The sequence below is a fragment of the Niveispirillum sp. SYP-B3756 genome (assembly GCF_009495745.1).
In the GTDB taxonomy this organism is placed as follows: domain Bacteria; phylum Pseudomonadota; class Alphaproteobacteria; order Azospirillales; family Azospirillaceae; genus Niveispirillum.
In genome coordinates, this window is the sequence record NZ_WIDQ01000022.1 from 1 (window position 1) to 23,073 (window position 23,073).

The following is a 23,073-nucleotide window of genomic DNA, read 5'->3' on the forward strand; positions in this document are numbered from 1 at the left end:
TGTGCCCTGCCCTACACGATTTTTGACAAGAACCAGCGCGTGACGCAGGCCGAGATCGTGGAGAACAAGCGGTTGTCGGAGGTCCTGGCTTATGTGAAGCAGATGCAGGACGCGATGCCGGCACCGACGGTCAAGAGCATCAGCGAACGCAACCACTACGAAAAGCGCGGAGGCAAGCGGCGCGGTCGGCCCGGAGCGGCGGACAAACATGCTTCGGCCAAGGCAAAACCGGCAAATGTTGGGGTGGGCCGGTCCACTGCGCCCACGGCTCCGTTACCCGGTCCACCCCAACACTGACATTTCTACTTTGTTCAGAACACCGACAATTCAATTCTGTTGAAACAGTGAATCTGCCCCCTTGTCATCCAAGGCGCCGTAAACCTGCTTGAGCGCTACCGCCGCTCTCCACCTCGGCTTTCTTGACCCACTCGTTCAGCGTATGTGCTGAACAGCCGATCCTCGTCCAACAGTCGCCAAATCGGTCCATTATAAACGACCCACCGGCCGGGCCCTACTCAGCTTGAAAACCCGGCTCCGTCCACCATGGAAACGGGTCAGGCATGTCGGTCGATACGCGGCCCCCGAAGGCCGGCAAGCGCTTTTCGAGAAAGGCCGCCACCCCCTCGTGTGCATCCGGACCCGGTCCCATTGATTGCACAAGCCAGCTATCAAGGCGATGCGCTTCCATTGGATGCGATGCACCCAACATGCGCCACAGCATCTGGCGGGTCAGCGCAACGGAAACAGGCGCGGCATTCTCCACGATCTCCCGGGCGATCTCCCGTGCTGCGGCCAGAAGCTCCCCAGGCGGGTGGACCGACCGCACCAGCCCGCGCTCCAGTGCCTCTGTGGCTGGAACCAACCTGCCGGACAGACACCATTCCAAGGCGGTGGAGATGCCTACAATCCGTGGCAGGAACCAGCCCGACGCCGATTCCGGCACGATCCCGCGACGAGCGAATACATAGCCAAAACGCGCCGTCGTGGCCGCCAGCCGGAGATCGGCGGCAAGCGGAATAGTCGCCCCTGCCCCCACCGCCGCACCGTTGATGGCCGCAATTACCGGTTTCAGGGAATTGAAGATGCGCAGGGCAACCAGCCCTCCCGCATCGCGGACATTTCCATCCGGCTCGACATCGGGGCGCAACGCACCTTCCCGCTGCGCGTAATCAAACGTGGCCGCACCGGCTGTGATATCGGCTCCGGCACAGAAAGCGCGCTCCCCGGTACCCGTGAGGATCACGACCCTGACCGTATCATCGGCGTCAGTCGCGTCGAATGCCTGCAACAACTCCCGCACCATGATGGGGTTGATGCTGTTCATGCTCTGGGGGCGGTTCAGCGTTACAGTGGCTATCCCGCAACCAACTTCATAACAGATGGTTTGGTACTCACCGGTCATGACTCGCCTCCCCGTTGCTGACCAACACTCAGACCTCGTAGCAGAACAGGCTCATGGTGACGGATTTCACCAGTTCGACCCGCTGATTGAACGAACCGGGTATTCTCCGACGTCAGGAAATGGCCCTCACCCAGCGTCGTCTTGCGGCGGGGAAAACAGGTCAACAGCTTCTGCTCGGTGCGCAAGCTGTCAGCAACACGCACGGGCACTGGTGGTTCAACAGCCCTTGAAACTGGGCTTGCGTTTGGCATTGAAGGCGGCGACGCCTTCGTGCATGTCATGGCTGTGACTGTGCAGGGTGCTGGCCAGCAGTTCCAGCCTCAAGGCGGTATCCAGAGGCTGTTCCAGCCCATCATCCACCAGCATTTTGACCTGCTTCAGGGCAAGCGGACTTTTGGACGACAGCTTGTCTACAAGCCCATCGACAGCCGCTTCCAGAGCACCATCTTCCACAACCTCGTTCACGAGGCCACATGTGACGAGTTCCGCTGCCGACCGTAGTTCCCCAGTGAACAGGAGGTACTTGGCCCGTGTCGGTCCGATCTTTCGGGGAAGGCGTATCGAAGCGCCGCCACCCGGCAGAAGCCCGTAATTGGCGTGGCCATCGCCAATTTTCGCGCTTGCCACGGCGATCACCAGATCGCAACAAAGCAGCAGTTCGGTGCCACCACCGGTCGAAACACCGTTCACCGCACAGATGACCGGCTTGGGGAACTTCTCCAGCCGCGCCATCAGCGCCATCAACTGGTTCTGAAAATTGGCGCTCTCGTGTTCGCTATTTTCTTGCAGCAGGTCGCCTAGAAATTTGAGGTCGGCACCAGCGCAAAACGCGCGGCCGGTGCCGGTTACGGCAACTGTGACTATCTCAGGATTCTCTTCGGCGAGATCCAGCGCTGCATCAAATTCGCGGGCCAGCCCGGGATTGATTGTATTCAACGCGTCCGGGCGGTTCAGGCGAATCCATGCCCCCCGACCGCGTTGTTCGTAGACAATATCTACAAATTCCATCGCGTATCCCTCCGGTTCGTTTCCTATGAATGACTTGATGTTTTGTTATATTCGGTCCCGACACAGACGGCGTGCTCCCCAGTCCCCCCTGAGGATGACGCCCCTGCCCCGTATCATCGGCGTCAGCCGCGTCGAACGCCTGCAACAACTCCCGCACCCTGACGGGGTTGTGCTGCTCATGCTCTGGGACGGTTCAGTGTCACAGTGGCTATCCCGCAACCAACCTCATAGCGGATGGTCCGGTAATTGCCAGCCATGTCCTCCCCGTTCTCCCTCGAGGCTCAAACCTTGTAGCAGAACAGGCTCATGGTGACGGATTTCACCAATTCACCCCGCTGATTGAACAGGGTGTTCTCCGACGTCAGGAAATGGCCCTCGCCCAGCTTCGTCTTGCGGCGGGGAGAGCAAGTCAGCAGCTTCTGCTCCGTGCGCAAACTGTCGCCGACGCGAAGGGGTGCATAGAATTCGAAACCGGCTTGGGTGACAACCGCCTCGGGACAATCGGGCGGCGGGAAGGGGCAGCCACCGATAATGATGCCTTCGCGCAACGCCTGCAATAACGGCATCCCGGTCAGGCCTTGCTTGACGGCCTCCGGCGCCACGGCTCCTGGCTTGCGATGGCCCAATCCGACATTGAGCGAGGAGTCTGCACCATAGAACATGCCAACGGGTGGGGAGACGATACCGCCATAAGGTGACGCCGCAGCGAAATCGGCATCCCAATAAAGCGGATTCCAGTCCTCCAGCGCCTCGCACCACAGATGGATATCGCCGCTGGTCAGGGGCAGCTTCGGTTCCCGGTTGCCTTCCCGCACGATGCCGAGCATGGCGCGGGCGAAGTCCGGCATATCATCATTGGGTGGGACCAGATCCGCCACCGGCCGCTGGCGGGAAATGGCCGGCAGCACACCAGTGCGCGACGGCATCTCCAGGACCGCCGTGGCAGCCGCCGCACTGGGGCTGTTGGCGTGCGCCACGTTGATCCCTTCCAGGTCGACCAGATAGGCCCCGTCTGCCCCGCGATATTTACGCGCCACCTTACCGGTCACCAGCAGGATGTCGTCGCGCAGGGATTGCGCCGTCATCCGGAAGGTCAGGCGGCGCAGGACGCTGCCCGGCCCAGACCAGTCAGTGATCAGGCGGCTGAACAGGCCCGCCAGATGTGTCGTGGAGATGAACGCATCCTTGGCGCCCACCGCCCGGGCGTACCGGCTGTCGTGATGGACGAAATCATAAAGCCCCGTCGCCCGGACAAAGGCGACCAGACGCAGAAGGCTCAGTTCATAGGTGAAGGATGGCAGTTCCTGGCCTTCCTCAACATCTTCCCAGCATAGCGAATGATACGCGTCACTCATGTCACACCCCGTATAGATGGCCTTCAGGCGGCGCCGTCGCAAAGATGGTCACGAATGAAATCGGCGCTGGTCGCACTGCCGGCCAGGATACGCAGACGACCAAGCTGGCCCGCCCAGAAACTTTCCGATCCGAATGCCAACTGCCACTGCTTCAAGCGGCGGGAGTAGAGCTGCAGGTCGAATTCCTCCGTGGCGCCGATGGCACCATGAACAGCATGGGCGATGCCATTGACAAGATGCGTCGCCTCATTGGCGCGGGCCTTGGCTGCCGCGACACCGGCCACATTGAAACCATGGCCGGACATGGCCGTGCGGGCGGCGACCTGAACGGAAATGACCTGCTCCGCCATCACCGACAATTGCTGCTGGATGGCCTGGAACTTGCCCAGGGGGCGGCCGAACTGCTGCCGTTCATTGGCATAGCGCAGGGACATGGAAAGTAGACGGGACATGGCCCCTGCCATCTGTGCCGCCGCCAGTCCGGCGGCGGCCAGCCCAAGATCGAACCCGTCGGCCGGCAGATCGCAAAGCCGGTCACCGATCTGGATGCCTGTCGCCCCACCAGCCCGAAAAGGATCCTCCCCCACGCCAACCAGCCGGACCAGCGCGATCCGTTCGCCGTCATTCACCAGGGCGTGCGTCGCCGCCGCTCCATTGGGCAGAATGGGCGACGGCGGCGCCAGAATGATGGCGGCATCGTCAGGCGCCTGTTGGCCGTTGGCGGCCAGCAGGGCCCGGGCCACCATGGTCTCCGCATAGGGCACCGAAACGGCATGTTCGCCCAGGATCATGACCAGGGGAAACACGCTGGCAAGGGACAGCCCTGCCCCACCGCAATCCTCCGGCACAAGTGCATCCAGGAAGCCGGATGCGGCCAGCGCCGACCATACCGGTTCAAGCGCCGGTGCCGCCTCGAAGGTCCGCGTCCGCTCGGGCGTGGCGATGTCGGCCACCAGCCGGCGGAAGCTGTCGGTCAGGACGCTGTTATCATCATTCATCGCAGACCCAGCCCCCGGGCGATCATGCCCCGCAGAATTTCACGCGTGCCGCCGCGCAGAGAGAAGACATGATTGAGTTGCATGAGATAGGCCAGCGTCCGCATCAGCTCCGGATCACAGGCGGTATCCAGGCGCGTCGCCACGGCATCGGCAATTTCGCCGGGGATGGCCTGCTCCAGCTCCGTTCCCATATCCTTAAACAAGGCCGCTTCCGTCAGCGGTGATTGGCCTTGCGCCAACAGGCCGGTCATGGAAACCGACATGGCGCGAAGTGGGGCCAGCCGTGCCAGCAGCTTGCCCAGCCGCTCCTCATCGGCGCGCGACGGCGAGGCCCGCAAGGTGGCCGCCCACAGGTCAAGAAGAACAAGGCTTGAATAGATGCGCTCCGGCCCGCTGCGCTCAAATGCCAGCTCGGCATTGACCTGCGCCCAGCCATTGCCTTCCTGTCCGACCAAGGCATCGTCGGGCAGCAGCACATTGTCGAAGAACACTTCGTTGAAATCCGTGTCACCGGTCCCCAGCCGGATGGGGCGGACAGTCACACCGGGCAGTGACAGGTCAATCAGGAACTGGGACAAGCCCTTCTGCCGGTCCTCCGGCGTGCCGCTGGTCCGCACCAGTCCGATCATGTAATGGGATTTATGGGCATAGGTGGTCCAGATCTTCTGGCCATTGAGGCGCCAACCATCCGCTTCCCGCACAGCGCGGGTCCGCACACTGGCCAGGTCGGAACCGGCATTGGGCTCGCTCATGCCGATGCAGAAGAAGATTTCCGCGCGGCAGATGCGGGGCAGAAACGCCTGACGCTGCGCCTCGGTACCATAATGCAGCAGCAACGGCGCACTTTGCCGGTCGCCGATCCAATGGGCGGCGATGGGGGCCCCTGCGGCCAGCAGTTCCTCCACCAGGACAAAGCGCGCAAAGGCGTCCAGTCCAGCCCCGCCATAGTGTTTCGGCATGGTCAGGCCGACCCAACCGCGTTCGGCCAACGCGCGGCTGAAATCCGCATCGAAGCCAGACCATGTCCGCGCCCGTCGGCTGGCCGGCATCCCCGCCAGCCGATCGGCCAGGAAAGCCTTGATCTGGGGGCGAAGGGCTTCCGCCGCTTCGGGAATGCGGGTCGCCGGAAAGGAATCAACGGTCAGCAAAGTCGAACGTCCTCTTTTCGCAGCAGATCATCCAACCATGGCCGCCGGACTTGGACGATCCGCCGCCGACAGGTTGCTGTACAGTGATAGTAGCGGGTGGTTTGTCCTTGAGCTGCAACGCCCCCAGCCTGGAACGGCAGGATGGAAGCGCAGGTCAGGCGGCCGTCTGCTGCGCCCGCAGGCTTCCGGCCAAGGTGTCGACATCCTGCAGGGCACGCAGCATGTCGTTCAGGTGCGTACATCCCCTGGTCCCCGGCAGCGTGACGGGAACCAGCTTGCGGAAGGTGGAAACCGGCTGTCCGATCAGATGACGGGCGGTGGCTGGCGCCGCCAGACAGCTTGTGAATGGCAGCACGGCCGCTTGCACATCAATGGACAGCAATATCAGCGTCTCCGGGTCGATGGTGGCCCGCAGACCATATTCATGGAACAGGATGCGCGTATCCGTGCTGCCCCGCTTCACAGCACTGTCCTGAAACCAGGAATCCACCTGCAGCAGGCCGTCCTGCTGCCAGAGATCAAGGCGACGGACCCGCCATTGATTGGGACCGCGCACATCCGCCAGCCGATGCCACCCCCACGGATCGGCCCCTTCGAAGGCGATGGGGGCGACCGGATGGTTGGCAATTGCCTCATTGGTCCGCCCGTCGGCTGTCAGCGCCGGCGAGCCGGCCTGGAAGCTGATGCAGACCCCCTCCACACTGCGGTCCATGACGGGTGACTGGCCCAAGGCCCTGTCATAATAGGCCGGACCACCCGGCACCCAGTCATACCAGCCGGCGGGGGCCATGAATACGGCCCCCGCCATGTCATCCAGCAACCGATACAGCCGCGTCGAGCCGGCACCTTCCTCCGGCATCGCCGCTGCCATCGCCCGGCGCATCTCGCCACCCGGCCGCAAGCCGACCAAGCCGGCCATGGCGTCCTGCCGCCGGCTCGCCTCAATCGAGAGAAGGCGGCGATCCGGCGACAGCGTGGACAAAAGCCGATCCTGCCCCAGTAGCTGTGGCGTCGCGGCCGCATCATCGGTGAGCAGGTCGCGGGCGATACTGATCACGGTCATGGGACCATCCAGTTCGTCCGGCCAGAAAGACTGGGTCGACACGGTGCGACGCAGGGAACCGGGGCGCCTTGGCGGTGGCGCACCCAGTGTCTGATTGTGAAGGGCCATCCCGACGGTTTCCCCTGCCATGGTCTGCCTCATCATGTCGTCGGTCGTTCCCTCGTGCCTTCCAGCCAATGCTCAGGCCCCCGGATAGTCGCGCGGCACGTCAAACTTGAACATGCGGGCGGCGTTGAGGCCGAGAACCTTACGGCGCGCCCGTTCATCCAGCGGCCCGAAGCTCCGCTCGATCGTCTCGGGGGAGTGGGGCCAGCAGCCTTCGTGATGCGGATAATCGTTGGAGAACATCAGGTTGTTCTCAAGGCCATATTCCATGCAGAGCAGCATGGCCGACCGGTCCTCACCCACCGACGCGGCCCCGGCTAGCCGGAAATAGTCGCTGGGCAGCGCCTTCAGCTTGGGGTGCACCCACATGTGATGGGCACGATAGCCTTCGTCCATGCGATCGAGCAGCCAGGGCAACCAGCCGCCGCCGGCTTCCATGGTCGCAAAGCGCAGGCCGGGGAAGCGTTCGATCACACCGGATGCGCACAGGGCCACGACAGGTTCCAGCGTGGGGGCGATGGAATGGATACAGTAATTGATGACGGCACCCCCATTACCGCGTGCCGTGCGCGGGTCTTGCCCTGTGGAGACATGGAAAGCGATGGCCAGATTGGCGTCCTGGATCGCCGCCCATAACGGATCAAAGACGGGAAGATTGTAATTGATGTCGCCGTACCGGGGTGGCCCGAAGATGGGCTTGTTCGGCAACATGATCACATCATATCCCATCTTCGCCAGCCGCTTCACCTCGGCAACGGCGAGATCGATATCAGCGGTAGAAAGCGCACCGATGGGCTTTGACCGCGCCTTGAAGTCCCGGCAGGTTTCCCAGGCCCAGTCATTCCAGATCCGGCATTGCGCCATGACAAATTCCGGGTCCGACGACGCGAACATCAGCAATGCCGCCCCGTTGGGGAAGATCAGCTCGCCATCGACGCCATCCCTGTCGAGGTCGGCCAGACGGTCGGTCATGGTCCGGGTCTCGTGGATCAGGTAGGCGCCCGCCTTGGTGCGCAGCTCATCCTCGCCCATCACGGCGATCTCGGAAATCGGCGCCGGCGCGGCGCCTTCCTGAATGAGCCAGCGGCGACCATCGCGGTTTTCGATACGCGGCAACCGGTCGACAAACCGCTTGTCGATGCGTTCGCGCATCAAGGTGGGCGGCGGGCTCATATGCGCATCGATCGAGATGATGAAATATTTTCCACGCGCATCCTGGGGGCGCGGGCTTCGTTCCCATCCCGCCGAGCCCGGCGTAACCAGTCGCCAATGATTCTCTTCATTGACATCGGTGAAATCGACAGCGGCGTTCGACATGATCTTCCTCCCATCCTGACGATATCATTGGCACCGGGCCCGATCGGACGCGGGTTGCTGCGACTAAGCTATGGCGCGGCATCATGAGGAGGAATCTCGATTTCTTGCCCCACCGTTGAAGAAAATTGAACGGACGCCGCCATCTCCGCCCGTAGCCATCTGACAAAGGCCCGGGCCATCGACCGGGCATCCCACTCCCGCGCGACCAGACCAAAGGCCGTCGGCACGACACAACCAATGTCGAACGGCCGCATCAGCAAGCCCTGGCGCAGATGGGCGTCGACAAGAACGTTTGCCGCCAGCGCCACACCCAGTCCATTCAGGGCCATTTGACAGAGCGTGACAGGACTGTCGGCAGCATAGGCGGGTTCCGGCACCTCCGCCTCCAGGCCCGCCGCCAGGAATAGCAGGGACCAGGCGTTGCTGGAGGGCACGATGTCGATCAGCGGAACGGTCAGCAAATCCCGAATCTGGCGCAGCTCGTACCGGCTGGCGAATGCCGGTGTGCAGACCGGCGTTACCAGCAGCTCAAACAAAGGTTCAGCACCGTCATGAATAGCTGACGGGCTCATGGGAAGAATGGTGACATCGGTACCCGTCGCGCGCTTGCGCCCCAGGGTCAGCAGTTCGATCCGGATCTTCGGCCAGTCCTTGCGGAAGTTATCAAGGCGCGGCAACAGCCACTGATCAAAAAAAAACGACGGGCCGGCGATGCGCAGTACCGGCGAATGCACATCGTCCCTGGCCGCATGGGTCGCCGCCCGCAGGGCCTGCAAGCCGGGCTTCAACCGCTCAAGATAATCAGAGCCGGCGGGAGACAGTTGCAACGCCCGCTTCCCGCGCACGAACAACTTGACGCCAAGTTCCTCCTCAAGTGCCTGAATGCGGTGGCTGACCGCCGATATCGAGACATTGAGCCGCTCCGACGCCACGCGCAGATTCAGCACCTCAGCCACGCAGACGAATGCCTCTATGCCGCGCAGCGACGGAAGACGCCCGGTCATGCCAAATCCTCCCGGTCATGGCCACTCAGATCATGGATGACGCGGCACCCGGCAAGCGGCTGTGCCGCTTTGGAACAAGGTACCGGCATAGCAAGGATGCAATCGGACCACATGGCCGTCACGGGAAAGGCTTCAGGAGAATGCCGATGATCACCCACCCCTCCCCCCTTACCCACTTGCTGTCGATCGAAGCCATCAAATGCGTCAAGGCCCGCTATTTCCGTGCCATGGATACCAAGGACTGGCCCCTTCTGGCGGATGTCTTCACCCATGATGCCCGATGCGATTATCGGGAGGCGTTCCAATCCCCCGGAGCCACCACCCCGGCAGGCACCGATGATGATATTCTGAATGGCCGCGACATGATCATCGCCTATATCAGAAAGGGCCTGCTGCCCCTCATCTCCGTCCATCATGGGCATATGCCGGAAATCGAAATCCTGGCGGATGGCACGGCCACCGCTATCTGGCCGATGAATGACCTGTTGCGCTTCCATGCCGGACCTTATCGTGAGATGCGGGGATATGGCCACTATCACGAGACCTATCGTCAAGAGGACGGCCGCTGGCGGATCGCCACTTTGAAACTGACGCGTCTCCTGATCGAGATGACACCGGCCTGAAGCTTTCCGGTTCGGGCCAGACGGGAAGCAGGATCATCCCGTCTGGCCGCGCCCCCGCCCGACGATACCCGCCGCCCCGGCCGCCAGCCGCTCCTGGGCGTCCGCCCCCATATGCGAGAGCTGATGCGTGTCGAAATGCGCATCGATGGCCGCGCGAAACCCCTGTATTTCGGCCGTCCGGTTGAGTGATCGTTTCATCAATCGCAGTGCGAAGGGGGAAGATTGGGCGATGCGCTCCGCCAGTGCCAGGGACGCCGCAGCCAGATCTTCCTTGGGCACAACGCGGTTGACCATGCCCATGGCCAAGGCTTCGGTCGCACTCACCCGCCCGCCGCCATAAAGGAATTCCTTGGCGCGGCGCAACCCCATGACCCAGGGATGAACAAGAACCTCGCTCGCGGCGACAGCCGCCGTTCCGACCACGGGATCAGCGAAAAAGGTGTCCTCGGCCGCGACGATCAGATCGCACATGTTGGCGACCATGAAACCGCCGCCGACGCAGGCACCCTGGACCTGCGCGATAACGGGCTTCGGCATATCCCATAGCCGCAAACAATAGTCGCGGTAACGCTGCGCCTCGAACATGTCCCGTGTTTCGGGCGTACCCTGCGGCTGCATGGTATCAGCATCCTTCAGGTCATGCCCGGCGCAGAAATGGTCGCCCGTACCGGCAAGGATGACAACCCGCACCGCCAGGTCGGCCGCCGCCGCATCCAGCGCGCCATTCAAAGCGTCCAGGAAAGCGGCGCTCTGGGCATTGCGCCGCTCCGGTCGGTCATGCGACAGCCGGAGGATGGGGCCAAAACGCTCCACAAGCAGTCCCACCGAGGTCATGCATATCCCCTAAGGCTGAGTGATTAATAGTAACGCCGGCTCCTGTCGGTGACCTGTCCGGGCCGCCGATAATTCCTGTGTGGTAGTCCGTTCCCGGAAGGGGCGCCAGCGAAGCAGCAGCCGGTCAATAGCCTATGCGACGCCAGACAATTCTGGAGCGCAGGCTTGGTGATATTAAGAAACATGGCAAAGACGGCAAGTCGCTCATCCACGAGATGGGACACGATAAGTCTACATGGAGGATGTCTATGGACGGCGTGGCGAATACTGCGGACGGCAGCTATTGGATCAACTACGGCAAGGCGGAACCGGGTAGCAAGCTGATCGATCCGCCGACACTGGACAAGATCGTCGCGGCGGACGGCGAGACGCGCGACGTGCCCTTCCTGACCCCCGGTGATCTGCATCCCGAACCGCGGCTCATCCCCTATGACCGCTATTTCGACCCCAAATATGTCGCCCTGGAGGTTGAGCATATTTGGGACAAGGAATGGCAGATCGCCTGCCGGGAGGAAGATCTTCCAAATATCGGCGACCGCCTCAGCTATGATATCGTCAACAAATCCTATCTGGTGGTGCGTACCGGGGAGAATCAGTTCCGGGCCTTCCACAATAGCTGCCCCCACCGTGCGCGCAAACTCTGCGACCATAAGGGCAGCGGCACCGGCATCCAGTGCGGTTTTCACGGCTGGATGTTCGGCCTGGACGGTAAGCTGGAATGGGTACCGTTCGAGCAGGAATTTCCCCATGTGACGGCAAAGGACAGCAGCCTCAAGGAGATCAAGGTCGAAAGCTGGGGCGGTAATGTCTTCATCAACCCCGATCCCAATGCCGCACCGCTGAAGGAAGCGCTCGGCCCCCTGCTCAGCCATTTCGAGAAATGGCCGCAGGAGGAGCGCTACACCGCGATGCGGGTTCTGGTGAAGGTCCGCTGCAACTGGAAAGCCGCCCAGGAAGCCTTCATGGAGGGCTACCATGTGGTGGAGACCCATGCCGACGGGATGCCGATGTTTGGTTCCGTGGCCACCCGCATCGACATCTGGAGCGAAGGTAAGGGCTATGTCAGCCGGCTTTGCACCCCCGGCATGACCACAGATCCCTATGTTTCCCACAAGGTATCACCGCACCAGGGGCTGATCCTGTACTGCAACGCCCAGGAATTGCCGCTGCCCCCGGATGACCGTGGTCAGACGCCGGAAGATGCGCGCAAATACGCGGCCCAGGCCAAGCGTGACCAGCTACAGAAATTGACGGGCCGCGACTATTCGAACGAAACCGTCAGCTATATGATCGACATGGCCAAGTACTTCATGTTTCCCAACCACCATCCGTGGTGGGGTGAGGGCTTGCCGTGGTGGTACAATTTCAAGCCGCTGGGCGACGATCCAAACCATTCCGAGATGGAGATCCGCATCCTGCTGCCCATCCCTGCCGATGGCAAGCGTCCGCCGGTGCCGGAGCCGATCCGCGTCGATTTCGACGAGAAGGCAGCAGACAACCCGGCGCTGGGCGCCACCGGTCACATTATCGACCAGGATCTGGCCAACATGAATGCCGTGCAACTCGGCTTCAAGGCGGCGCCGCCTGAACAGGCTTTCCTGACAACCTCTGTCTATCAGGAGGCCAAGATCAGACGCTTCCATGAAATTTACGATGCGAAACTCGGCCTGAATCTCTGAGGCAGCCAACGGCAGCAGGTGCACGACACAATGGTTTATGTTCCGGTCATTCCCGGTGACGACGCACCTGAGGGAAAACTTGTTCCGATTGAAATTGATGGCCGTGCGATCGTCATCTATCGTGAAGACGGAAACCTCTTTGCGATAGATGACCGTTGCAGCCATGCCGGCGCCAGGCTGTCAGGTGGCAAAGCGCGCAATGGCACGATCATGTGCCCGCTGCACGGCGCCCGCTTCAATCTCGCCACTGGCCATTGCTTAAGCAAGGTCCAGGGCTTCGCGCCGGTGGCTGTCCATGCCATCCGGGAACGGGATGGCATGATTGAGGTTTGCCTGAACGGTGGAAATATGGGTGCGGAATCCAATTGACCTGTCTGCTTGCCTGTACCGGCAGCAATCCTTTACCGCGCTCATCTTTGCCTTGCACACATTTGTCGCCAAGTGATGCACTGGCTGTTGATCGGTTCAAACAGAGCCCTTTGCAGCGCGGAACACACAACAAATTATAAATACTTCGAACAATTCTGATGCCCCAGTGAGCACCAGAATATCTCTAAAGACGAAGATCCAGGAGAGGAAAGCAACATGACGAAGACCCTGACGCCCCGCCAGATCGTCGATCAGGCCTATGAAGCGCTGCTGAAGAATGGGGATGTGGATGGTTTCCTCGCCCATTTTGACGAGAACTCGGTCTTGGTCGAGGCTCCATCCCTGCCTTATGGCGGAACCTTCAAGGGCCGGGACACCATCAAGGCCGCCATTGGTGGCGTGTTCCAGTATTACAGCGCCTTGACGCTTACTACAGAGGCGATAACAGAGGGTGACGGGTGGGTGATCGCCTACGGTACCTTCTCCGCGACGACGGCGCGCACGGGCAAGACAGTGACGATGCCTCTGGCCGAAGTCTGGAAGTTCAATGGCGACAAGGTTGCCCTGCTGCATCCGGTCTATAGCGACACCAAGGCCGTCATCGACGCCCTCGCCTGACGCTGCGCCATCGGGACAAAAAAGCTGGAGCGACCGTCATGATGAAGATCATTTACTTCCTTAAACGCAAAACCGGCATCTCCCCCGCGCAGTTTCGGGAGCATTATGAAAATAGTCATGTGCTGCTGGCCAAGAAATATATCGGGCATCTTCTGACCGATTATGTTCGGAACTACCCGACCTTTGCCTTGCTGAACCCCAGCAATTTGAAGGACGACACCCCGCCATCGCCCTATGATATCGGCTATGACTGCATCACGGAGATGTTCGTTTCCGGTCCGGAGGCGATTGCGGAGATAACACGCATTTTCAACGATCCGATCGTCAATCCCATCCTGGTGGAAGACGAGCTCAAGTTCCTTGATCGTGATGCCACCGTCATGATCATGGTCGATGAGGTAAATACCGGAACGAAGGTGGGATGATCCATGACCGCGCCTTCTGCCCCCCATGCCTATCGACCAGGCATCCGCGATACGGTCATGCACGCGTTGGCGCGGGCCGTTGAGAGAAATCCTGATGGCGAATTCCTGGCCATCGATGGTGTTGGCATCACATACCGGCAAATCGACCATGATGCCAACGCCATGGCCCGGAAATTCCAGGAACTCGGGGTCGGCAAGGGTGACACTGTCGTCACCCTGTTCGACACCAGCCTGGATGTCTTCGTCTGCTGGTTCGCTATCAACAAGCTCGGCGCCATCTGGGTTCCCATTAACACCGCCTATCGGGGCGAATTCCTGCGCCATCAGGTCAGTGACACCGGGGCCAGGCTGGCGATCTGTGATCCCCAATATCTTGAACGTTTCGAACATATCGCCGACCTTCTGCCCAATCTTCAACTGATCCTCTGCCGGTCGCCAGGACCGTTTCCCATCTGCACCATTCCCATCCATTCACTGGACGAATATCGGGGTACAGACGGGTCAACATTGCCGATCATCGTGCAGCCATCGGATATGGCGACGCTGATTTACACATCCGGAACGACGGGTCCGTCAAAGGGCTGCATGATCAGCCATAATTTCATGTGTATGCAGGGGCGCCAGCATCGGCGCCATGTTCCCCAGGAGCCGGGAGAGACCGGGTGGACCTGTCTTCCCGTCTTTCATTCGGCGGCATTGATCTTCGTCCTTGGCGCCCTGGTGGAGGGATTGCGGGTGGCGGTGGCGTCGAAATTCTCGGTTACCCGTTTTTGGGACGAGATCGAAACCGCCGGCGCCTCCAACACCCTGCTCATGGCCTCCATTTTCCCGCTCGTCGCCCACGCGCCCGATTGCGAAGCGGCGCAACGGTATCACGGCAAATTGAAGATGGTCTTCGGTGTGCCGATCAGCGCCCCGGTCCGGCAAATCTGGAAAAACCGCTTCGGCGTCAAGGTTGTGTCGAGCTGGTCTTATGGACAGACCGAGGGGGTACGCCTCACCTCCGCCTATCCGGACGAAACCCCGCCGGAAGAAAGTGCCGGCCGGCCGACGGATGAGTACGAGATCATGATCGTCGATGCCGATGATCAGCCTGTGCCGGAGGGCACCGTCGGTGAGATCGTTTACCGGCCGCGCGAACCCAATGTGATGTTCGAAGGTTACTGGCGCCGGCCGGAGGATACGGCGAAGGTTTGGCGGAACATGTGGATGCATTCCGGCGATCTCGGCAAGATGATCGGCGGCTATCTCTACTTCTGCGACCGTGCCAAGGATTACCTTCGCTCACGGGGCGAGAACATCTCCAGCTTTGAGGTCGAGCGGACCTTCATGGGCCATCATGCCGTTGCTGAAGCGGCCGTCCACGCAGTGGGGGCACAGAACGGCGAGGACAGCATCAAGGTGACCGCTGTTCTGCGCGAAGGAGCGGTCTTGAACGAGAAAGAGCTCTGCCTTTGGTCGATCGAGAACCTGCCGTATTTCGCCGTGCCCCGCTATTTTGAGTTCCGTCACGAACTGCCCAAAAATCCCACAGGGCGCGTCCTGAAATACCAATTGCGGGACGACGGCGTTACGGCCTCGACCTGGGATCGGGACGCCGCCGGTATCGCGGTCCGCCGAAGCAACTGATCGGTCGGTCATCCGCTATTCGATAGATAAAGGAAGAACCAATGCGCGCATGGCTGATTGAAGCACAGACCGGGTCCAAGGATCTGAAGCTGGTCGAAAGGGAAAAGCCCACGCCGCAGGGATCGGAGATCCTGGTGAAGATGACGGCACCGGGTGTCGTCCCGTTCGACGTGGCCGTCATCAACAATGAGAATGAGGCCAATTTCCCGCCGGCCTCCCTGCCGCTCGTCCCTGGCAACCAGGGGGCCGGCATTGTCGAGGATGCCGGCACATCGAAGTTCAAGGTCGGCGACCGCGTGATGTTCGGCGCCTTTCTCTATGGCTTCATGCGCTCGGGAAGCTGGGCTGAATATTGCACCGTGCTGGCCGATCACGCCTGGGTGATTCCGGCCAGCGTCTCCGACGGTGCCGCTGCACAGGCGGCCGTCGCCTATCCGACGGCATATCGCGCCCTGATGGAGGCCGGCTTCGCACCGGGCAAGACCGTGCTGGCCACCGGTATCGGTGGCTCCGTCGGCAATGCCGCCTATCAACTGGCCAGGGCGCTGGGCGCTGCCAAGGTCATCTCAACGACCGGTTCGACGCAGAAGGCTGAACAGGCGGCCCAGGCCGGTTTTGACAATGTGATCGACCTGTCCAAGCAGTCAATGCAGGAAGGCGTGCACGCCCTCAATGGTGGCGAAGGCGTGGACATCGTCATCGACTCCATCGGCGGGCAGGTGCTGGCCGAAACGCTGAAGTGCATCCGACGCTATAGCAAGATCATCACCCTGGGTTTTGCCGCCGGCCGCCAATCGACGATCACGCTGGCTGATCTCATCCTGTACCGCGGCAGCGTTCAGGGCTATGGCGTCTATACCTGCTCCCCGGAAGAATGGGCCGACGCCTGGACCGTGTTCACCTCACTTGCCGATGCCGGCAAGGTCAAGCCCCTGTTCGACCGTAGCTTCCCGTTCGAGGAAGCGGCCGCCGCCCTGGAATATGTGGCCAAGGCCCGTCCGTTCGGTGGCGTGGCGCTCCATCTCTGAGCACTGAAAGCCAAAAGGCCCTGAGTTGCTGATCCTTGCGGTTATCAGCAACTCAGGGCCTTTCTATTTGGAGCGTGAATCCGCTCGCTAAACAAGGACTTAGAGCCGGGTGCGTTTCCGTTTAAACGCACCCGGCTCTAAAACCAGTTCGCGTTGTTAAACGGATGGACTTTCACTCACGCCGCAGGGCGCGAGCGATGACGCTGGATGAAATCCGATCCCGCACCAATTCCGGCGCCCCGTTCAGGATATCGCTCATCAAGGCGCGTTTGAGGAACAGGTGGCAGTCGAACTCCCAGGTGAAGCCGATACCACCATGCATCTGCACGCTGTCCTCGGTGATGGCATGGAAGGCATCCGTCGCCAACAGGCGGGCCTGCGCCGCCAGGTCGCTCCAGGCACCGTCCCGCAGGGCATAGGCCTGGCTCGCATGGACGGCCAGTGCGCGTGCCAGCTCAAGGGTAACCTTGTGATCGGCGGCCCGGTGCTTCAGCGCCTGGAACGAGCCGATCGGACGGCCGAACTGCTGGCGGGTGCCCATATAGGTGACCGTCTCATCCAGCGACCGACGGGCAGCACCCAAGCTATCCCAGGCCATCGCCAGATCCTTATGGGCACGGACCAGCGGAATAGCGACCCCACCGGTCACCTGGAGCCGCTCGCAGGGGGCGTCATGGAGCGCCAGTTCCGCAAAGCTGCGGCTGCGATCCCAGGTCTCGACCGGCGTGGCCGTGACCCCCTCGCGCCCCAGATCGACAATGCCGCAGCTTTCCTCGGCGGCCGTCGGCAGCAGCAACAGATGGGTGGCGGCCAGCCCGCCCTCCAAAAGCGGAAAGGTCGTATCAATACGGGGCCCGAGCGATCCGCATTCGGCGACCACGATATGGGCACTACCCTCTATCAGCCTGTCGCGCAGGGCGGCACCGGCGACGCTGTCGTCAAGCGATATGACATCAAGGGCGGCCATTGTATCGGCCAGGGTGGCCGGCGCCAGGGCGCGGCCCATCTCCTCATAGATCGGCGCCAATGCGGTGAAGCTCTGGCCCAGCCCGCCCAATTCCTCTGGCGCTGTCAGCAGATGCCATCCCAGTTCCACCATGTCGCGGACAAGAGCGCGGCCATCTGCCTCCCCCTCCCCCCAAGGCGCCCGGCGGTCAACCTTGTCCGTCAGCAACCGGCGCGCGGCATCGCGGAGTTCTTCCTGATCAATTGTATTCATAGCATCTACCCCGCTCATGCGAGCTTCTCCCGCGGCATCATCAGGACCCGTTCGGAGACGATGTTGCGCTGGATCTCGTTGCTGCCGCCGGCGATGTTGTATTGGTAGCTGTTCATGAAATCGAACATCCAATTGCCCGTTTCATAACCAGCACCCAGGACGTACCGGGTGTCCCGCTGAGCGGCCATGCCGCGCAGCCGCAGGCCGAGCGCGGTGAAATCCCGCGACAGGCGGGCATAGGCCAGCTTGATGATCGAGGCATCGCCCACAGCCTCCCGCCCAGCCATCCGGTTGGCCATCAGCGTGGCGATCATGGCGCGCAGCGCCTCGATCCGGGACGCGATATCAACGACACGGCGGCGCACCTCGACATCCAGGCGGTCAATTTCGTGCCCGTTCGCCGTTGCCGCTTCCACCAACCGCCAGAGCGACAGGGCCAGCCGCTCGGTCAGTTCCACCAGAGTCAGCCCGCGTTCCGATGACAAGGTGACCTGGGCCACCTTCCAGCCCTCGTTCTCTTCACCGACCCGGTTCTCAACGGGGATTTCGACCTCATCCAGGAAGATTTCGGCGAATTCCTCATCCCCGGTGATCTGCTTGATCGGTCGGGCCTGCACACCCTTGGACTTCATGTCCATCAGCAGGAAGGTGATGCCGACCTGCTTGGGACCACTGTTATCGGTGCGCACCAGCAACAGGCACTGGTCGGCAAACTGGCCCAGCGTGGACCAGATCTTCTGTCCTGACACGATATAGCGGTCGCCCTTGCGCTCCGCCCGGGTGCGCAGGGAGGCCAGATCGGAACCGGCATTGGGCTCCGAAAAGCCCTGGCACCAGATTTCGCCCTTCAGGATCGCCGGCAGGTGCCGGGCACGTTGTTCAGGCGTACCGCATTCCATCAGCGTCATGGCCGCATGATAAAGCGAGACGAAGAACAAGCTCATGCGGGGCGCATCGGCCCGCGCAATCTCTTCGAATATCGCCACCTGCTCGGCCAGAGACCGGCCGCCGCCGGGCCATTCGGGTGCCCAATGCGGGGTGGCATAGCCACCTTTAACAAGCCGGGAGAGCCATTCGCGCTGCGAGGCGAGGAACCCTTCAATATTGTCGCCCGCCTGCTGCGTCCGCCAATCCTTCGGCACATTCTCGGCCAGCCACGCGCGCAGTTCCACCCGCAGGTCGGTCACTTTCCGATCTTCACGCATTCCATGCCTCCCGCTGTTCAAGTACCGGTGAAAACCGGTGTGCGCTTATCGAAGAAGGCATCGACGGCCTCGTGGTGATCGCGGGTGGCATGGCACAGGGCCTGGGCTGCCGCCGACGCTTCCAACACCGCCGACAGGCTGGCCATCCGGCCCTCGCGGATCAGGCGCTTGGTCATGCGCACCGCGTGCGGCGGATTGGCGGCAATACGGCCGGCCAGAGCCCGCACCTCCGCCATCAACTCGCCCGCCGGCACGACGCGGGAGACAAGGCCACAGGCCAGGGCTTCCCGCGCATCCAGCATATCACCGGTGAAGGCCATCTCACTGGCCTTGGAGAAGCCGACAATGCGCGGCAGCAGCCAGGCGCCGCCGTCGCCCGGCACGATGCCCAACTTGACGAAGCTCTCGGCGAACTTCGCATTCTCCGCCGCGATACGGATGTCACACATGCAGGCAAGATCGCAGCCCGCCCCAATCGCCGGACCATTGACGGCCGCGATGACCGGCACCTCGATAGCCTCGAACAGCAGCGGCAACCGCTGGATGCCATTGCGATAATTGCGGCGGGTGTTGGCCGCCACCGGATCGTTCAGGCCGCCGCCAGCGCGCATGGCATTCAGATTGCCGCCCGTGGAGAAGGCGGTGCCGGCCCCCGTCAGGATCACGACCCGGACATTGAGGTCATGGTCCGCCGCCTCGATGGCGGCGCACAGGGCATCAATGGTCGGCTGATCGGAGATGGGGTTGCGCAATCCCGGCTGATTGAGGGTCAGGGTGACGATGCCACCCTCCTCCTCGCGCAGGATCAGGTCGTTCATCGCGGGGGCATCCGGATGGCACCATCCAGGCGGATGGTCTCGCCGTTCAGCATCGGGTTTTCGATGATCTGGGTCGCCAACATGGCGAATTCCTCCGGCCGGCCGAGACGGCGGGGATGCGGCACGGCAGAGGCCAGGGAGGCCCGCACCTCTTCCGACACCCGGGCCAGGATGGGCGTATCGAAGGTTCCCGGCGCGATGGTGCAGACGCGGATCTGCCGCCCCGCCAGATCGCGGGCCGCAACGATGGTCATACCGACAATGCCCGCCTTGGCGGACGCATAGGGGATCTGGCCGATCTGTCCTTCAAAGGCGGCGACCGACGCCGTCATGATCACCACCCCGCGCTCGCCATCCACCAGCTCGGCCTTGGCCATGCGGGCGGCCCCCAGGCGCAAGACATTGAAGCTGCCCACCAGATTGACGCGGACCACCATCTCGTAATGTTCCAGGGAGCCTGGATTACCCTCCTTGTCGACCACCCGGATCGGGCCGCCGCGGCCGGCGCAATGCACCACGGCCCGCAAAGGGCCCATTTCCTCGGCCGCGTCGAACACGGCATTCATCTGGTCCGTGTTCGTCACATCGGCCGCGACAAAACGGGTGCCGCCACCGATCTCCCCGGCCACGACCTCGCCATTGGACGCCGGCAGGTCGGCGATTACCACCTTGGCACCCTGCGCCACCAGCCGCTCGGCGGTGGCACGGCCCAATCCCGACGCGCCACCGGTGACAACAGCGACAATTCCTTCGACATTCATGATGTTATTCCCGTTCAGAGACGTTCGATGATCGTGGCATTGGCCTGACCGCCGGCCTCGCACATGGTCTGCAGACCAAAGCGTCCGCCGCTCTCCTCCAGCCCATGAAGCAAGGCCGACATCAGGCGCGTGCCCGAAGCACCCAGCGGGTGACCCAGGGCGATGGCGCCGCCACGGGGGTTGAGCCGGTCCGGATCGGCCTTGATGTCCTTCAACCAGGCCAGGGGGACGGGCGCGAAGGCTTCGTTGACCTCGAACTGATCGATATCGCCGACAGCCAGGCCCGCCTTGCGCAATATCCGCTGCGTCGCGGGGATCGGGGCGGTCAGCATCAGCAGCGGATCGTCAGCAATGACGTCAAAGGCCACGAAACGGGCGCGCGGGCGCAGACCCAGACGGGTCGCCGTGGCCTCGGACATGATCAGCGCCGCCGATGCGCCGTCGGTAATCTGCGATGAGTTGCCGGCCGTGATGCTCCAGCGGATTTCCGGGAAGCGTTCGGACAATTGCTCATTCCGGAACGACACCTCCAGTTGGGCCAGACCTTCCGGCGTGGTGGTGGGCCGGATGGTTTCATCCTGGCTGACCAGGGCGGCGGGCGTCTGGATGGGGATGATCTCGCGGGCCAGCAGACCCGCTTGCCGGGCCTTGTCCGCCAGACGGTGCGAACGCGCCGAATAGGCATCCAGTTCCACGCGGCTGATATTCCAGCGCGCCGCGATCAGCTCGGCCGAGATGCCCTGCCCGACCATGCCGGGATAGCGTTGTTCGAAGGCGACGCCGTGCGGGTCCTTGCCCATCCGGGCACTGCCCATGGGCACGCGGCTCATGGATTCAATACCGCCGGCGATCACGACATCATAGGCGCCAGCCTTGATACCCTGGGCCGCGAAATGGACCGCCTGCTGGCTGGACCCGCAGCGCCGCTCCACCATCGTGCAGGGGACGTGCTGCGGATATCCGGCTGCCAGCCAAGCGGTGCGCCCGACGGGTACCGCCTGCTCGCCGGCCTGGCTGACGCAGCCCATGATCAGATCGTCGACAATGCCAGGGTCCAGCTTGTTTCGCTCAACCAGCCCCACCAGCACCTGCATCAGCAGATCGGCCGGATGAACCTCGGAGAGCGCTCCGCCAGGCTTCCCGCGCCCCATCGGCGAGCGGACGATGTCAACGATAACAGGCGTGTTCTGCATGGAAGAGATCCTGATGGTCAAAGTAGGGGAATTGCGGGATCGCTGGCGTTTGCACGGGTCAGGCCAACGTCTTCACGTCCTGCTGGTCATAGGGGCGGGGCAGTTGGCCGCTGCGGAACTTGTTGCCCCATGCGGGGTCGCCGATCATGGCGCGGCCCACCGCGACCAGATCGAACTCCTTGTTCGCAAAACGCTGCAGCAGCGGCGTATAGTCGATGGCAGCGACGTCGGACGTGCCCTTGTCGTACATGCCCTGGCTGGCACCGATACCGCCCACCGCCACCGACATCTTGCCGGTCACCCGGCGGGCCCATCCGGCCAGATTCATCGGTGAACCATCGAAGGCGGCACGGTTATAGTAGCGTACGCTGGCGTCGAACACATCGACACCGGCATCGGCCAGCGGCATCAGCACTTCGGCCAGTTCCGCCGGGTTGTCCGCCAGCGTCGCGCGGAAATCCTGCTGCTTCCACTGGGAAAACCGGAAGAAGATCGGCAGGTCATCGCCCACGGCCGCCCGGATCCGCCGCACGATCTCGGCGGGAAAGGCGCTGCGTCGCGTCCGGTCACCGCCCCAGCGGTCGTCGCGGCGGTTGGTCTGTTCCCACAGGAAATTGTCCAGCAGATAGCCGTGCCCGCCATGCAGGGCGATGCCGTCGAACCCGACCGCGGCGGCATTGCGGGCACAGCGGACGAATGCCTCGATGACCTCTTCGATCTCGGCCTCGGTCATCGGCTCACCGATCACGGGATCGGCCGGGATGCTTTGGGGATCAATGGAGGTCATGCCCAGCGGCCCCCAGATGCCCGACGGGCTGAGCGTCGGCGCCGACGGATAAGGACCGGTCCCACGCTTGCGCATGACACCTTGATGCCAAAGCTGTGGAATGATCCGCCCGCCGACGGCGTGAACCTCATCGACAACATGGCGCCAGCCGGCCAGCGACGCCTCTCCGGCCAGGAAGGGAACGTTGCATTCCTGCAGGCCGGCATCCCCCAGGGCCGACGGATGATCGACCGCCACCCCTTCGGTCAGGATCAGCCCGGCGCCACCTTCCGCGCGGCGGCGGTAATAGGTGGCGACACCGTCATGGGGAACGCCGTCGGGACAGAAGCCCCGCGTCATCGGCGCCATGACGATCCGGTTGCTGATGGTCAGACCACGCAGGGTCAAGGGCTCGAACAGCAGTTCGCGTGACAAGCTGTTATCGTTCGTCATGATATCCGTTTCAGCCGGTCGAGTTTCGATGAGACGACGGCGCTAAACCACCT

At 62.3% G+C, this 23,073-nt stretch carries 22 protein-coding genes and 1 pseudogene; 8 read left to right on the top strand and 15 right to left on the bottom strand.

Annotated elements, in window-relative coordinates; translation table 11 throughout:
• Window positions 1-177: pseudogene (locus GE253_RS26380) on the top strand (ISNCY family transposase); the annotation flags it as partial.
• Between the two features lie 334 nt (window positions 178-511).
• Here GE253_RS26380 and GE253_RS23585 read toward each other — a convergent pair.
• The 8 genes from GE253_RS23585 to GE253_RS23620 all read right to left on the bottom strand — a co-directional run bounded on the left by GE253_RS23585 (window position 512) and on the right by GE253_RS23620 (window position 9,400).
• Window positions 512-1,402 carry a crotonase/enoyl-CoA hydratase family protein gene (locus GE253_RS23585; RefSeq protein ID WP_153206614.1) on the bottom strand — a complete coding sequence of 297 codons (891 nt, stop codon included), beginning with the start codon at window positions 1,400-1,402 and terminating at the stop codon, window positions 512-514.
• 216 nt (window positions 1,403-1,618) lie between these two features.
• Window positions 1,619-2,410, bottom strand: coding sequence for an enoyl-CoA hydratase/isomerase family protein (locus GE253_RS23590; protein ID WP_153206615.1), 792 nt, complete (start codon window positions 2,408-2,410; stop codon window positions 1,619-1,621).
• Window positions 2,411-2,691: 281 nt separating this feature from the next.
• Window positions 2,692-3,765 (bottom strand): MaoC family dehydratase N-terminal domain-containing protein, encoded by a 1,074-nt coding sequence (locus tag GE253_RS23595; RefSeq protein WP_153206616.1) that lies wholly within the window; start codon window positions 3,763-3,765, stop codon window positions 2,692-2,694.
• A gap of 23 nt (window positions 3,766-3,788) precedes the next feature.
• Window positions 3,789-4,763, bottom strand: a complete 975-nt coding sequence (locus tag GE253_RS23600; protein ID WP_153206617.1) for an acyl-CoA dehydrogenase family protein — start codon at window positions 4,761-4,763, stop codon at window positions 3,789-3,791.
• Window positions 4,760-5,911: an acyl-CoA dehydrogenase family protein gene (locus GE253_RS23605; RefSeq protein ID WP_153206618.1), complete on the bottom strand. Its 1,152-nt coding sequence runs from the start codon at window positions 5,909-5,911 to the stop codon at window positions 4,760-4,762. Before GE253_RS23605 ends, GE253_RS23600 begins: the two co-directional genes overlap by 4 nt.
• A gap of 154 nt (window positions 5,912-6,065) precedes the next feature.
• Window positions 6,066-6,974 (bottom strand): DUF2889 domain-containing protein, encoded by a 909-nt coding sequence (locus tag GE253_RS23610; protein WP_173012803.1) that lies wholly within the window; start codon window positions 6,972-6,974, stop codon window positions 6,066-6,068.
• A gap of 180 nt (window positions 6,975-7,154) precedes the next feature.
• Window positions 7,155-8,396, bottom strand: coding sequence for an amidohydrolase family protein (locus tag GE253_RS23615; RefSeq protein ID WP_153206620.1), 1,242 nt, complete (start codon window positions 8,394-8,396; stop codon window positions 7,155-7,157).
• A 68-nt stretch (window positions 8,397-8,464) separates the two neighbouring features.
• Window positions 8,465-9,400 carry a LysR substrate-binding domain-containing protein gene (locus tag GE253_RS23620; RefSeq protein ID WP_153206621.1) on the bottom strand — a complete coding sequence of 312 codons (936 nt, stop codon included), beginning with the start codon at window positions 9,398-9,400 and terminating at the stop codon, window positions 8,465-8,467.
• A 146-nt stretch (window positions 9,401-9,546) separates the two neighbouring features.
• Here GE253_RS23620 and GE253_RS23625 point away from each other — a divergent pair, with 146 nt between their 5' ends.
• Window positions 9,547-10,023: a nuclear transport factor 2 family protein gene (locus GE253_RS23625; protein WP_153206622.1), complete on the top strand. Its 477-nt coding sequence runs from the start codon at window positions 9,547-9,549 to the stop codon at window positions 10,021-10,023.
• A gap of 33 nt (window positions 10,024-10,056) precedes the next feature.
• Here GE253_RS23625 and GE253_RS23630 read toward each other — a convergent pair whose 3' ends face one another.
• Window positions 10,057-10,857, bottom strand: coding sequence for an enoyl-CoA hydratase (locus tag GE253_RS23630; RefSeq protein ID WP_153206623.1), 801 nt, complete (start codon window positions 10,855-10,857; stop codon window positions 10,057-10,059).
• 257 nt (window positions 10,858-11,114) lie between these two features.
• On the opposite strand from GE253_RS23630, the gene GE253_RS23635 reads away from it, so the two are divergent.
• The 6 genes from GE253_RS23635 (at window position 11,115) to GE253_RS23660 (ending at window position 16,605) form a co-directional block, all read left to right on the top strand.
• A complete protein-coding gene (locus GE253_RS23635) occupies window positions 11,115-12,536 on the top strand; it encodes an aromatic ring-hydroxylating dioxygenase subunit alpha (protein WP_173012804.1) in 1,422 nt (473 codons plus the stop codon).
• 30 nt (window positions 12,537-12,566) lie between these two features.
• A complete protein-coding gene (locus GE253_RS23640; protein ID WP_153206625.1) occupies window positions 12,567-12,905 on the top strand; it encodes a Rieske 2Fe-2S domain-containing protein in 339 nt (112 codons plus the stop codon).
• A 216-nt stretch (window positions 12,906-13,121) separates the two neighbouring features.
• Entirely contained in the window at window positions 13,122-13,523 is a 402-nt protein-coding gene (locus GE253_RS23645; protein ID WP_153206626.1) for a nuclear transport factor 2 family protein, read from the top strand.
• A 38-nt stretch (window positions 13,524-13,561) separates the two neighbouring features.
• A complete protein-coding gene (locus tag GE253_RS23650) occupies window positions 13,562-13,948 on the top strand; it encodes an EthD domain-containing protein (protein WP_153206627.1) in 387 nt (128 codons plus the stop codon).
• Between the two features lie 3 nt (window positions 13,949-13,951).
• Window positions 13,952-15,577 carry an AMP-binding protein gene (locus GE253_RS23655; RefSeq protein ID WP_153206628.1) on the top strand — a complete coding sequence of 542 codons (1,626 nt, stop codon included), beginning with the start codon at window positions 13,952-13,954 and terminating at the stop codon, window positions 15,575-15,577.
• A gap of 41 nt (window positions 15,578-15,618) precedes the next feature.
• A complete protein-coding gene (locus GE253_RS23660) occupies window positions 15,619-16,605 on the top strand; it encodes a zinc-binding alcohol dehydrogenase family protein (protein WP_153206629.1) in 987 nt (328 codons plus the stop codon).
• Window positions 16,606-16,777: 172 nt separating this feature from the next.
• Here the strand turns inward: GE253_RS23660 and GE253_RS23665 are convergent, their stop codons facing one another.
• From GE253_RS23665 to GE253_RS23690, 6 genes are read right to left on the bottom strand one after another with little or no spacing between them, the layout of a single operon-like run.
• Entirely contained in the window at window positions 16,778-17,842 is a 1,065-nt protein-coding gene (locus GE253_RS23665; RefSeq protein ID WP_153206630.1) for an acyl-CoA dehydrogenase family protein, read from the bottom strand.
• The gene (locus tag GE253_RS23670) at window positions 17,839-19,029 is read right to left on the bottom strand and encodes an acyl-CoA dehydrogenase family protein (protein WP_153206631.1); all 1,191 of its coding nucleotides are present in this window, start codon (window positions 19,027-19,029) and stop codon (window positions 17,839-17,841) included. The genes GE253_RS23665 and GE253_RS23670 overlap by 4 nt, the downstream gene beginning before the upstream one ends.
• Window positions 19,030-19,046: 17 nt before the next feature.
• Window positions 19,047-19,847, bottom strand: a complete 801-nt coding sequence (locus GE253_RS23675) for a crotonase/enoyl-CoA hydratase family protein (protein ID WP_153206632.1) — start codon at window positions 19,845-19,847, stop codon at window positions 19,047-19,049.
• Window positions 19,844-20,608, bottom strand: coding sequence for an SDR family NAD(P)-dependent oxidoreductase (locus GE253_RS23680; protein WP_153206633.1), 765 nt, complete (start codon window positions 20,606-20,608; stop codon window positions 19,844-19,846). Before GE253_RS23680 ends, GE253_RS23675 begins: the two co-directional genes overlap by 4 nt.
• Before the next feature lie 14 nt (window positions 20,609-20,622).
• A complete protein-coding gene (locus GE253_RS23685) occupies window positions 20,623-21,801 on the bottom strand; it encodes a thiolase family protein (RefSeq protein WP_153206634.1) in 1,179 nt (392 codons plus the stop codon).
• Window positions 21,802-21,859: 58 nt separating this feature from the next.
• On the bottom strand, window positions 21,860-23,020 hold the full coding sequence (locus GE253_RS23690; RefSeq protein ID WP_153206635.1) for an NADH:flavin oxidoreductase: 1,161 nt from the start codon (window positions 23,018-23,020) through the stop codon (window positions 21,860-21,862).
• Window positions 23,021-23,073 lie beyond the last annotated feature (53 nt).